This window comes from Thalassolituus sp. (genome assembly GCF_984348125.1).
Genome location: NZ_CFHJLR010000004.1, coordinates 224,303 through 236,647, shown reverse-complemented (window position 1 = coordinate 236,647; position 12,345 = coordinate 224,303). Strand labels below are relative to the sequence as shown.

The following is a 12,345-nucleotide window of genomic DNA, read 5'->3' as shown; positions in this document are numbered from 1 at the left end:
CGACTTCAATTTCAGGCAAGCTGTTTTCGGCCTGAGCGGAATTGACAAGCGCGAGGCTCAGCGCGAGCCCAATAGCGATCTGTTTCATGATGTTTCACCCTAAAATAAATACCAATTGTTCGCTGTAACCCAAGTCTACAGCGACTGATGACGTGCTTTTGAGGCGCGATCAGGCGATTGGAGGGCGAAACAGAGAGGGGGGAATACCAGAGGTGAGGTTGGCCTGATAGTCGGCTTGTCCGTTTTCTGAGAATAAATTGGCCAAGTGTGAAGCGGCTCCGGTCAGAACGACAGAGCCGTGGCCATGACAATGGCAGCAATGGTGGCAGTCATATACAGACTGTCCGGGCTGATCGGGTGTCTGCTTGGCGAGCAGATTGTCGTTTTGGGTATCAGTGGCACTGGATTGGTGCGAATGGTCGAATTCCAAGTGCTCCGTCCCGAATTGATGAAGCTGGTGAACGTCCGCCATGGCAGCCACGGATTGCAGGGCAATCAGTAGAGCCAGTAGACAAGTTAAATGATGGCGGATGTTCATGTGAAATGTGGAGCCCTTATGTTGTCAGGTTCAAAACACTAGCTGCCATAGACTATCATATTATAGAAAAGTTCACCAAAACCGTTTCCGGTCAGGATTTCAGCTGCAAAATACGTCGTGCACCGTTTAGGACAACGACGCCAATAATGAGACCAATCACCAGATCCGGATAGCGGGAACCGGTCCAGGCGACCAGGCCACCAGCCAGGATAACCCCCAGATTGGCAATCACGTCGTTGGCGGAGAATATCCAGCTGGCTTTCATATGCGCTCCACGATTCCTGCTTTTGGCGATCAGCACAAGGCACAACACATTGGCCGCCAAAGCAGCCAGGCCCATACTCATCATCAGGACGGACGCTGGCTCGCTGCCAAACATAAACCGCCGCACAACTTCACTCAAAGCGCCAAACGCCAACATCAGTTGCAACCAGCCAGAAAAATGTGCCGAGCGCAGTTTCAACCGAGTGCTGCGCCCAACGGCATAGAGCGCCACGCCATAAACGGCGGCATCAGCGAACATGTCCAGGGAATCGGCGATCAAGCCAGTGGATTGCGCCCACCAGCCGATGGTGATTTCAATGACAAACATGATGCCGTTGATGGCGAGTAGCCATTTCAGAATACCCGATTCTTTTTGTGCCTCCTGTTGTGCATCTTCATGTGCTTGGGCGATGGCATCACTGTCTACGGGTGATGTGATTTCAAGCGTAGCGCCCAAACCAACAGAGTGCATCCGTTCCTCAATCACATCGGCATTATCCCCATGAAAGATACGCACTATGCGATTGGGGGTATCAAATTCCAGCGTTACTTTGGGTTCCACACTATCCAATGCCATGCGGATCACGCCTTCCTCCGAAGGGCAGTCCATCCTGGAGACATGATACTCGCTAACATAGCCGCCTTGGACGACGCTTGTGCCATCGGAAATCTGTGGTGTGTTGTCTCGTGCATCGCTGTTACAGCTAGCACAGCATTGCTCAGTCATATTAAAACGCTCTTGTTTTTTGCTGGTTATGCAGTTTAAATTCTATAGTCACTATAGAATCAAGAGTGAAATTGGTGGTTATGAAAATAGGAGAATTGGCGAGCGTTACCGGCTGCTCAATACAGACGATCCGTTATTATGAAAAAGAAAATCTGCTGCCCTCAACCCAACGCACCGAGGGAAATTTTCGCTTGTATGACAAAGCGGCCGTCGACCTGTTGCTGTTCATTAAACACTGCCGCAGTCTGGATCTCAGCTTGAAGGAAATCCGTCAACTATTGGCGCTCAAACGCTCGCCTGGCGCGCAATGTGATAAGGTGAATCGGATGATGGACGCCCATATTCAACAAGTGGAAGACCGCATTGCCGAGCTGACGCAATTGCGTAGGCAACTCAAAGCGTTGCGCCGCAGTTGCTCAAGCGACCGCACGGTGGAGCAGTGCGGCATACTGCAAAATCTGACCACCTAGTCAGAATCCGAAGCGGTAACATTGGTTTTCTGATCATTGGAAGTCACACGTCTACCCTGGATATCCCATTCCACCTTGTTCGGCGATTTTTCACTGAGGTCGGGCTCATGGCGCAGTTTCTGGCCAGTTCCAGGGAAACTGCTCGAGGCTATGTCCGTGTAGACAGGCGAGGCAAGGCATTGACGTAGATCGCTCATTTCGAATATTATGGACGAATCGAACGATATTTGGTGAGGTACCAGACCATGGACACACTTTCTGCCAATGAAGCCAAAACCCAGTTTGGTGACCTGCTGCTAAAAGCGCAACGTGCGCCAATCCAGATCAATAAAAACGGAAAACCGGTTGCTGTGGTTATCTCAATGGATGAGTACGAGAGCATTAAAGCGCTCAAGCTGAGATTGTTGCAGTCGAGGGCCACTCAGACCAAAGCTGATATCAAAGCAGGTAACACCGTTGATGGTGAAGCATTTTTTAATGATTTGGAATCAGGTCACCACGACTAGACGATAAAATTTCTGGGGGAAGAAAAATGTCTGCTGTCGAGCTGAATGCAGAACAACTTCAGATGGTAAAGATCATCCATGACCACGCCCTCCGGTTTCCTCTTACCGAAGCCGGGGATGAGCAATTATTGCAAACCTGCTACGACTACATGGATGTGTTCAAACGGGTGATGGATAGCACCTCTCACATCCAAATGGATTACATCTGTCAGCAATACGATGGCTTTTATCGTTTTGCCAAACTCATGGAAATGCTGGCACAGGGGATCGCCGATGGCATTGTCGATGTTCCCAAGGATCATTAGTCCCGCCAATACGCCATGTCAAATTACCGCTTAACCCCGGATGCTCAATCCGATCTTATCGACATTCGTCGTTTTACCCTAGACCGATGGGGAGAAGCGCAGTCGAAGAAATACCTGTTCGAACTCCGACAAACCCTTCACCTGCTGGCTGAAACCCCGTCCCTGGGAAAGCCCAGGCCGGATGTAGGGGAGGACGTGTTGAGCTTCCCCCACATCAGTCATGTCATTTATTACGTGGTTCATGCGCAGCAGTTGGTGGTGTTTGGTGTCCTGCACAAGCGGATGGTGCCAGTGAATCACCTGGATGGGCGCGAGGTGATTTAAATGTGGCTGACGATCGGGCCGCATTGAATCGGCACTCGCTATGGAAAATATCGAACGTATTCAGCTGTTATCCAGCACGGAAGTCGAAGAGTTATATGCTCGCCCAGAATTCAATACCCATGAACAAAGCCTGTATTTTTCATTAAGTCCGACAGAACGCGCCGCGCTTGAGCAGTTTCGCAATACCCAGACCCGTATCCACTTCATCCTGCAATTGGGTTATTTCAAGGCCAAGCAGCAGTTTTTTAACTATTCGCTCGATGAGGTCAGTGCCGATGTTGAATATATCGTTGCAACCTATTACAACGGTGCAGATGCGGCACAGTTCACCGGAAACCTCTCTCGTGAATATTCGCGTAAGCAACGCCAGGCGATACTGTCACTTTTCGACTACCGAAGCTGGTCGCCTCATTTTAGAGCTGAAATAGAATCCCACATCGGTCTGTTATTACGCTATTACCCCAAAGGGCACAGTGCTTTCCGGCAGTTGCTCGCGTTTTTCGATCACCAGAATTTAATCATTCCGTCCTATCGAACGTTCCAGGACATGTTCAGCCGCGCCTTTGCCGCCGAGGAACAGCGGTTAAATAACGCCATCTCTTCCATACCGTCATCAATCAGTGGCCAGCTTATGACGCTGGTGCGGCGAGATGATGGTATCACGGCGCTCAACATCATTCGCGCGGATCAAAAAGACTTTCAGTATACGGCGGTCAAATCGGAAGTGGACAAAGCCCTGCGGATTGAGGAGTTGTACGAGTTTGCGAACGGTTTTATTCCGTCTCTGGGGTTGTCAAAGAATGCCGTTCGCTACTATGCCGATGTTGCCGAACAGTATGCCGCATCCCGCTTACGTCGGCTGAGCAAACCGCAAAAATGGCTCTATGCTTTGTGCTTTGTTTACCACCGCTACCAACAGATTATGGATAATCTGATCGTTAGTTTTTGCTATCACACCCGCGCCATTATGGACGCCGGCAAGACCTACGCCTCAATGGCTCATATGGAGCACAGCTCCAAGGTGGTGACCGACTTTCCCAAGCTGGCCAAGTTTTTGAAGTGGTTCCCAAATCGAAACCCCAACATGAGTCAGGATGAACTGAATGAAGCAGCCTACAGCATGTTGCCCAAAGAGCAGTTTTCAGCCATGGCAGAGTTTCTGGAAGGCAAATCTTTCGATAAGAAAGCCGCCTTGTGGGAGTACTATGGAAAATCTTCTCGCATATTTGCACTGTATCTTCGCCCGATATTTACAACAGTCAAGCTGGAGTACTACAAGGAAAACAGCTACATCGGCGAATTGATCAATCTACTGAAAGCGCATTATGCCAGCGGGAAAAGTCCATCGGATTTAAAAATTTGTGATGACCTGGGGTTTACCATCCCCAAAAACATGAATCAATATTTGAAGCGGGAACCGAATGACACGCACATCGATCCGTACCTGTTCGAGTTCTTTGTTTACCAGAAAATTTATCATGAGATTGACCGTGGCCGTCTCTATTGCAATGACAGTGTCTCTTACTGTGATATCGATACCGATCTGGTGGACGACGCACTGGTAGACGATGTTGAGAAGATCGCGGCGGAGTTTGGTTATCCCAAGATACCCATCTACTGTGATCAGCGACTTGAGGAGGCGCTTCAGGAGCTGAACAACGCCTGGGAGCGAACGACTCACAATATCCGTGAGAATAATAATCATGGATTCAGTGTTCGAGAAACCAAGACCGGACAACAACACTGGAGTTTGCTCTATGACAGTGTTGAAAAGCTGGATGATGCGTTCTTTAAAAACCTGCCCAAGGTGGACATTGCCAGTATTGTCATGTTCATCGGCGATCGGATTGGAATGTGGAGCGCATTTACCCACATGAAAGATCGCTACACCAAGCGGAAAAAACCGCTGCCTCTGGCGATCAACGCCTGCTTGTTATCAGAGGCGTTTGGGTTCGGTACATTGAAAATGGCTGATATGTCTGACCTGGAAATCAGCCAGTTACGTGCAATGCGGGAGGATTTCGTGCGGGTGGATACGCTATGCGCCGCCAATGAAATTGTCAGTAACCACATTCATTCGCTTCCCATATTTAATCAGTGGAATTTGATGGATGAGAAAGTACTAGCGGATGCGGATGGACAAAAATTTGCGACCACAGACAGTACAATTCAATCCCGTTACTCCAGGAAGCACCTTGGCAAAGGCCGTGGTATCTCACTCTACACGCTGCTCGCCAACTATGTGGCAGTTAATGCGAAAAATATCGGCCTGAACGAGTACGAAGGACATTCGCTGTACGATATGATCTACAACAACAAAACCGATATTGATATCCACATGGTGACCGGTGATAACCATTCATTGAACAAGCTGAATTTAGTCACGCTGGATTCCATCGACGTGGATTATGTCCCCAGCATCAAAAATGTGCGAGACGCTGCTGACGATATCTATACCGCTGAACCGTTAGACTATGACACCGGAATCCTCAAACCCAAGGGCGTGATCAATGTTGATCGTATCCGCTCACAACGTCGAGGTGTCATGCGGGTATTACTTTCACTCATCATGCAGGAGAACACCCAGAGCAATATCATCCGTAAGCTCAACTCACATGCCCGTTATGCCAGGCTCAAAGCCGCGCTGTTTGAATATAATACCATCTTCAAGAGTATCCATGTTCTCAATCTGATTGACGATATGGAGCTCAGGAAAGCAATCCGAAGCGCCCGTAATCGCACAGAGGCCTACCATCAGCTTCAGAGCAATATCCGGAAGACTTATAACGGCATCTTTCAAGGCAAAAGAATCGTCGAAAACCGGGTCAGTGCCCATGCTGCCAGGTTAATCGCCAACTGTATCGTGGCCTACAACAGCATGATCTTGAATGCCGTGTACCAAAGGATGCTGGCCAACGGCGCGCCTCAAGCGGTCATCGATGAATTTATCCGGATTTCACCGATTGCCTGGACACATACGTTATTTACAGGTCGGTATAACTTCAAGAAAAGCAGCGGGAAAATTGATGTAGACGCGATGGCAAGGATATTGGAGGATCATGTGAAACAGCATTTTTGGCGTGACGATGGGCCTCAGAATTGATGATAAATTGGTCGTTTATGCAAACTTGTCAAATTTGTCGGTTCTTCCACAGGACCCCTTCAAGGGGGCTAAAGTGCTGACAGGCGGACAGTTTCCGCTCAGCCGCAGAACACCAGCCGCACACTATCGAGTACTAACTGAGAGCCCTTAATTGCCTCAAGAACGGCGTCACGCTCTGATTCAATCGACGCAACTTCGGAACGTGACACTGAACCGCTTCCTTTTGCCAATGCTTCTAGCCGATCAATTCTGATCTCATACGCTTCAGCTGCCTTTGCTGACGCCCGATCTACCATCTTACCAAGCTGGCCCATGCCCATTTTCTCCAGCTTGCTGATCAGAGGTCTTACCTGGGCTTCTTTCTGTTCTACTAAGCCACGGGCCGTGCCACGCTTCAGAGGCAAAACAAACTGCCCAAGGTCAGGCTCGTTAACCTTCAGGTCACCGGTCGGCGTCATAGTCAGATGCATAGCGTCCGGTGGCAGGAATCGTTCGATCTGCAGAGCGCGAGCAGCGGGACAGATCGCAGCAAACTGCAACTGAATAAAGCAATCACCGGTTGTGAAGTCGTGATTTTCGATATAACCAACAGCGGCATTGCCGACAGGACTGGTTGTAAGAAGCTCAAGCGCCTGATCAACGAATGGATGCTCCCAGCTCAGGAACTGAACATCATCCCGGCTCAGGGCGACGTCACGCTGAGTCGTCGCCATAAACCCATCTTCAGGCAAGTGCGGCAGGTCTGGCACCAGCATATGATCGCCCGGCGTGATAGAAATACACTCACCGCCAAGATCTGCAACCTCTAAGCCAAACGCGTCGGCGAACAATTCGATGAAGTCGTTCAGTTCAGCTTCATCTTCAATGTGCTGAATTGCCATAGCCTGCGCTTGCTGGCGTGCACGCCCGGGCGGGCAGGAGTGAATTTCGAGCAGCCTGTCGCGGCCCTGTTCGTACTGTGCTTCGAGAGCCTTACGTTCTGCAGAAATTGTCTCTGCCAGAGAGTCGGCCGATTCATCAGCAAGCACCACCGCCTTAACCTGGCCTTCATATTTCTCCAGAAGAGGCTGGGCGGTAGGGTTAGGGTGACTGAAGCAGTCGAATGCCTGATTCAGCAGCGAGGCCCAGCGTTCAGTGGCGTGCCCTTCGAACACTGGGATGTGAATATTGATGTCTTTTTTCTGACCAATGCGGTCTAAGCGACCAATGCGCTGTTCAATCAGATCACAGTTAAATGGCAAATCGAACAGGATCAACTGAGATGCGAACTGGAAGTTACGCCCCTCACTGCCAATCTCAGAGCATATAAGGAGTCTTGCACCTTGTTCCTGATCCGCAAAGTAAGCCGCGGCACGATCGCGCTCAACCATATCCATATGCTCATGGAACACTGAGCAAGGGACGGCGTGTTTCTCCCACAGAAACTTTTCAAGATCGAGTACTGTGTCTGAATCATGCGTTATCAGAACGAACTTCTCTGACTTATTCTGAGCAAGCACATTAAGCAACCATTCAACGCGACTATCCACGGAACACCAGTCATAAAGGCCTTGCTGCGGATGCAACTGATCTGGGCTGTCGGCAAAATCTGTCGGCAACGGCAAGCGAACGATATCAGGAAGTCGCGAGGGGAATCCGGCAACGCCGTGGCGGGTGTTTCGGTAAAGTGCACGTCCCGGACCGAAGCGATCAATAAGTGCGTTGAGAGCGCGCTCATCAGATTCTCTCTCATGGTCAGCGATACTGCTATCCAGCAGCGCTCGCTGCTCGCTTGTCAGTTCATCACCAGAGTCGAGCGCTGAAGCCAGCTCAGCGTATGGTCGATACTTATCCTGCTGTTCGAGGAAGGCCGCCAGAGAAGGATAACGATCCGGGTCCAGCAGGCGAAGACGGGCATAATGACCCTCAATGCCGAGCTGTTCAGGAGTTGCCGTCAGCAGCAGAACCGATGGGGCGATATGTGAAAGCTGCTCCACCAGTCGATAGCCGTCGTCCTGATGATCCTCAGACCATGACAGATGATGAGCTTCGTCGACAACAACCACATCCCAATCTTCGGAAAGTGCTTCGGCTGCTCCAATATCAGTAGTCGCCAGCGACAGTGGGCATATGAACATCTGCCCCGAGGAAAAACCATTTCCCTCGATGAAGTCGGCCTCAGTCGCTACATTGAAGTGAAGGTTGAAGCGGCGGACCATCTCCACAAGCCACTGATGCACAAGGTGATCGGGCACCAGAATAAGGACCCGCTGCACGCGATGCAGTCGGATCAGACGATGCAATATCAGACCTGCTTCGATGGTTTTACCGAGCCCGACTTCATCGGCAAGCAGAACGCGAGGCAGCGCATCCTGAGTAGTCTGCTCTGCAATGTGCAGCTGATGTGGCAACAGGTTAGTGCGCGCGCCCAGCAAACCGTAGTAAGGGCGGCTACGTAACTCCGCGATTCTGGAAAGAGCAGACTGCCTCAGCTCGAACAGATTGTTATTATCTATCTGCCCGGTAAACAATCGATCGGAAGGCGCATTCAACTGAATCGCAGCGGCTAGCATGGTTTCAGGGATATCCCGGTCGCCATTGCCGTAAAAGAGAATATCGTCTATTTCGGTGACTTCAGCAACTGTAAACAAGCTACCATCCTGAAGTGGAACTTCATCTCCCGGTGCAAACCGGATTCGGGTGAGGGGCGCACCCTGAATAGAGTATGTTCTCGATTCATCCGCGACAGGGAAGTAGACGGTGACCATTCTGAAATCGACACTTTGAATAAGCCCCAATCCCAGATCTGTTTCTGCTTCACTGATCCATCGCTGACCAACTGCGTACATAAATATCGGCTACCTGATTTTGAGACAATCGTGAGTGACAGCGGTGCTGTCTTTGGGGCGCGGAGTGTAACTCATGAGGGCGGATTTTCCCATGCTCAGGAATGAGTGACACACGATTATCCGGGTTTAACTTTTTAATCGCTTAGCCGATATAGTATTGAGAACCAACTAGGATATGGAAACAAGGAGGCGGATGTGGATACCATCCAATCGATACTCAGCAATTCAGTTGCACCAACACGCTCATCTCTGCAGATTGAAGCATCGCATGCCCCCATCCAGAAGACTGAAATTGCAGCAGCCAGTAACTCAGTACAACACTCGCCACAGGTCTCTTTAGGGGATGCGAACTTCAAAGGGAGCGTGGATCGATCAACCTTGCCCAAGGACGAACAACAAGCACAGGCTTGATCCACTCGGCGCTGTACTCAAACAGGTTTCCGGGCGGGCTGAGATCAAATACGAATACAACCGTTACTAAAACGCCGACGATTTTCTGTGCTCAGCAGGAGTAAGGATTACGGAAAGCCCTCAATTGAGTACGTTGCGTACTACATAGTTCGCGCGAAGGTTATTTCCGCGTCCCTTACAAGCATGCTATTTCCGATAATTGTTATTATCGGAATATAATAAATAGGAGAAATTGAGCGGTCTTTCGCGAACGGTTCGGCCACGAATCCGTATCGATTTGTCTTAGCAATGCCTGGACTAAATTCCCCCTCAATCCTTCATTCCAACCACCACTCAAGACGCATTCAGCCACTCGTGCTTACCGAAATAAAAACGCCCCCTGATTTTGAGCATGTGCGCGTCAAACGAATGAACTACGGACTTAACGTTTTATCTTTCAATTAGTTAGCTCATTCTTCTAAGTCACTTTCTACCACCAAACTCAAAAGCAGAGCTGACATCAAACATAAGAAACAGCGCCGCAATGCCCCGTAAGAGCGCCTGATCTGCCAGTGAAATTCAGGCCTTGCTACTTCCGATAATTTGAAGCACAGTTAAATCCACGAACCTTCACACCACCAAACTTTATGACGACAATATGAAGACTGAGTATCAGACGCCGACACCACTCATCGACCAGCTCGACGAGATCAGCAACCCCTTGTCGTATGCGCGAAGAACTCTGTTTACATACGGAACCAGCCCATCGGATGCCTTTGATGATCTCGTTCATACCATCACCTTCTTGCAGGCATATAACGGATCTACAGCAACCTTTAACAGTTATCGGCGCGAAACAGAGCGCCTACTTCAATGGTGCTGGACGATTCAGAAGAAATCGCTCGGCGAACTCACCCGACAGGACCTTGAGGCGTACGTTCATTTTTGCCAGAACCCGCCCAAGACCTGGACAGGATCTGTTCAGGCACCACGGTTTCTTTCAAAAAACGGAGAACGCACGATCAACCCCAAATGGCGCCCGTTCGTCAGCAAACCAGACAAGCTCGGTAACACCCCCTCGATGGCTCTGTCGCAGAAATCACTTCAGTCGCTCTTCGCAGTTCTGTCTACCTACTTCAACTTCCTGATCCAGGAAGACTACCTGAAGCTCAATCCCGTCAGTCTGATTCGCCAGAAGAGTAAGTTTTTGCAGCGTCACGCGTATCAGGAGCCTGTCAGAAGGCTCTCGAATTTACAGTGGGACTTCATATTAGAAACGGTTGAGCAACTCGCTGAAACCAACCCAGCTGAACACGAGAGAACTCTTTTTGTTATGAAATGCCTGTTCGGCATGTACCTCAGGATCTCGGAGCTCGTCGCTGACGAGCGCTCCGCACCTGTCATGGGTGATTTTCAACAAGACCAGGACGGTAACTGGTGGCTGAGAGTGGTTGGCAAAGGAAACAAAGCGCGAATGGTTACCGTATCGGATGACATGATGTCCGCCCTACGCAGGTACCGGACACACCTATCCCTACCTCCATTACCTTATGTTGGCGAGCAGACACCATTACTTCCCAAGCTCAGAGGACGCGGCCCAGTTACCAGTACCCGTCAAGTGCGTTATCTAGTGCAGAAATGTTTCGACCTGGCCTACGAGCGCATGTCAGAACAAGGGTTGAAAGAGGAAGCGCAGGAGCTGAAGGTCTCCACAGTTCACTGGTTGCGACACACTGGAATTTCGGAAGATGTGAAATTTCGACCCAAAGAACACGTACGTGAAGATGCAGGTCATGCCAGCATGGCAACGACAGATCGCTATATCGACACCGAGATGCGTGAACGCCACGCAAGTGCCCGCCACAAGAAACTTAAGCCCGAGCTGTAGCTGTGAGCGCGGCAAAGATGGGTTAACCAGGCAATAAGCTTGAAGGGCGACCGGCGCCCTTCAGTGTTTTACAGGACCGGTCAGTGCATGTACTGACCACCATTCGCAGACACATTCGTCCCGGTAATGAAGCTGGCATCTTCATGCGCAAGAAAACTCACCACACGAGCAATATCTTCTGGTTTGCCGAAGCGACCAACCGGAATATTCTTACGAATACCCTCACGGATTTCTTCAGGCACTTCCATAATCATTGGCGTGGCGATGTACCCAGGGGAGATAGTATTAACGGTCACCCCTTTGCTCGCGACCTCCTGAGCAACAGCTTTAGTGAAACCATGCATGCCTGCTTTAGCCGCAGAATAGTTGGCCTGACCGAATTGCCCTTTCTCGCCATTCACTGAGCTGATGTTAATGATTCGCCCATAGCCGTTAGCGAGCATGTCATTCACTACCATGCGCGTCATATAGAAAACAGAAGTCAGGTCGGTATTGATAACATCAACCCACTGCTCCTGATTCATTTTCCGCAAAGTGGAATCGCGGGTGATCCCGCCGTTGTTTACCAGAATGTCGATCGTTCCGAAGTCGCGCTTAATCCCTTCAATGCAAGCCTCACATGATTCCCACTCGGTTATATTGCCGAAAGCTACGGGTATATCGTACCCCTCTGCCGCCATCTGCTCTTGCCACTTCTGAGCTTTTTCATGTTTGCCGCCCGAGTAATACCCTGCAATCACCTGATAGCCATCATCCACAAGCTTCTTGCAGATGGCTGATCCGATGCCACCTGTACCACCAGTAACGAGTGCAATACGCTTCGCCATTTCATACTCCTTCAGTTCACTTAGTGCTGGAGACATATTTATCGTTCACTAATGAAACTAGTGTTACCCTGTTCCTTTGTGAACCTCAGTGGCTGAAATAGTCACTAGTCGCACCGGGTTGATATGGCAATGTTGTCACTGTCATTGCGGTGTAAATACTTATGGCCTGCTCCGA

At 50.0% G+C, this 12,345-nt stretch carries 10 protein-coding genes; 7 read left to right on the top strand and 3 right to left on the bottom strand.

The features are described 5' to 3' along the window. Nucleotides 1–629: 629 nt before the first annotated feature. Nucleotides 630–1,529, bottom strand: coding sequence for a cation efflux transmembrane domain-containing protein (locus tag AC5E51_RS04925; protein WP_068435057.1), 900 nt, complete (start codon nucleotides 1,527–1,529; stop codon nucleotides 630–632). 65 nt (nucleotides 1,530–1,594) lie between these two features. On the opposite strand from AC5E51_RS04925, the gene cadR reads away from it, so the two are divergent. The 5 genes from cadR to AC5E51_RS04900 all read left to right on the top strand — a co-directional run bounded on the left by cadR (nucleotide 1,595) and on the right by AC5E51_RS04900 (nucleotide 6,237). After that, the gene (cadR, locus tag AC5E51_RS04920) at nucleotides 1,595–1,999 is read left to right on the top strand and encodes a Cd(II)/Pb(II)-responsive transcriptional regulator (RefSeq protein WP_436286955.1); all 405 of its coding nucleotides are present in this window, start codon (nucleotides 1,595–1,597) and stop codon (nucleotides 1,997–1,999) included. A 245-nt stretch (nucleotides 2,000–2,244) separates the two neighbouring features. Next, nucleotides 2,245–2,505: a type II toxin-antitoxin system Phd/YefM family antitoxin gene (locus tag AC5E51_RS04915; RefSeq protein WP_068435052.1), complete on the top strand. Its 261-nt coding sequence runs from the start codon at nucleotides 2,245–2,247 to the stop codon at nucleotides 2,503–2,505. A 26-nt stretch (nucleotides 2,506–2,531) separates the two neighbouring features. Further along, a complete protein-coding gene (locus AC5E51_RS04910) occupies nucleotides 2,532–2,810 on the top strand; it encodes an arylsulfatase regulator (protein ID WP_076515235.1) in 279 nt (92 codons plus the stop codon). A gap of 15 nt (nucleotides 2,811–2,825) precedes the next feature. Continuing rightward, nucleotides 2,826–3,134, top strand: coding sequence for a type II toxin-antitoxin system RelE/ParE family toxin (locus AC5E51_RS04905; RefSeq protein ID WP_068435048.1), 309 nt, complete (start codon nucleotides 2,826–2,828; stop codon nucleotides 3,132–3,134). A 40-nt stretch (nucleotides 3,135–3,174) separates the two neighbouring features. Further along, nucleotides 3,175–6,237: a Tn3 family transposase gene (locus AC5E51_RS04900; protein WP_491778207.1), complete on the top strand. Its 3,063-nt coding sequence runs from the start codon at nucleotides 3,175–3,177 to the stop codon at nucleotides 6,235–6,237. 98 nt (nucleotides 6,238–6,335) lie between these two features. On the opposite strand, the gene rapA is transcribed toward AC5E51_RS04900, so the two are convergent. Then, nucleotides 6,336–9,065 (bottom strand): RNA polymerase-associated protein RapA, encoded by a 2,730-nt coding sequence (rapA, locus tag AC5E51_RS04895; RefSeq protein WP_301376532.1) that lies wholly within the window; start codon nucleotides 9,063–9,065, stop codon nucleotides 6,336–6,338. 195 nt (nucleotides 9,066–9,260) lie between these two features. Between rapA and AC5E51_RS04890 the strand changes: the two genes are divergently transcribed. Together AC5E51_RS04890 and AC5E51_RS04885 are read left to right on the top strand one after the other, a co-directional pair. Continuing rightward, complete coding sequence (locus AC5E51_RS04890; RefSeq protein ID WP_297533568.1) at nucleotides 9,261–9,476, top strand: hypothetical protein; 216 nt, start codon at nucleotides 9,261–9,263, stop codon at nucleotides 9,474–9,476. 637 nt (nucleotides 9,477–10,113) lie between these two features. Next, a complete protein-coding gene (locus AC5E51_RS04885) occupies nucleotides 10,114–11,343 on the top strand; it encodes a tyrosine-type recombinase/integrase (protein WP_488045885.1) in 1,230 nt (409 codons plus the stop codon). Between the two features lie 80 nt (nucleotides 11,344–11,423). Here AC5E51_RS04885 and phbB read toward each other — a convergent pair whose 3' ends face one another. After that, on the bottom strand, nucleotides 11,424–12,170 hold the full coding sequence (gene phbB, locus AC5E51_RS04880; RefSeq protein ID WP_491778206.1) for an acetoacetyl-CoA reductase: 747 nt from the start codon (nucleotides 12,168–12,170) through the stop codon (nucleotides 11,424–11,426). Nucleotides 12,171–12,345 lie beyond the last annotated feature (175 nt).

Coding starts and splice junctions, on each gene's coding strand:
- AC5E51_RS04925 (WP_068435057.1), bottom strand. CDS start 1,529: ATGACTGAGCAATGCTGTGCTAGCTGTAACAGCGATGCACGAGACAAC.
- AC5E51_RS04905 (WP_068435048.1), top strand. CDS start 2,826: ATGTCAAATTACCGCTTAACCCCGGATGCTCAATCCGATCTTATCGAC.
- AC5E51_RS04885 (WP_488045885.1), top strand. CDS start 10,114: ATGAAGACTGAGTATCAGACGCCGACACCACTCATCGACCAGCTCGAC.
- AC5E51_RS04915 (WP_068435052.1), top strand. CDS start 2,245: ATGGACACACTTTCTGCCAATGAAGCCAAAACCCAGTTTGGTGACCTG.
- rapA (WP_301376532.1), bottom strand. CDS start 9,065: ATGTACGCAGTTGGTCAGCGATGGATCAGTGAAGCAGAAACAGATCTG.
- AC5E51_RS04910 (WP_076515235.1), top strand. CDS start 2,532: ATGTCTGCTGTCGAGCTGAATGCAGAACAACTTCAGATGGTAAAGATC.
- phbB (WP_491778206.1), bottom strand. CDS start 12,170: ATGGCGAAGCGTATTGCACTCGTTACTGGTGGTACAGGTGGCATCGGA.
- AC5E51_RS04900 (WP_491778207.1), top strand. CDS start 3,175: ATGGAAAATATCGAACGTATTCAGCTGTTATCCAGCACGGAAGTCGAA.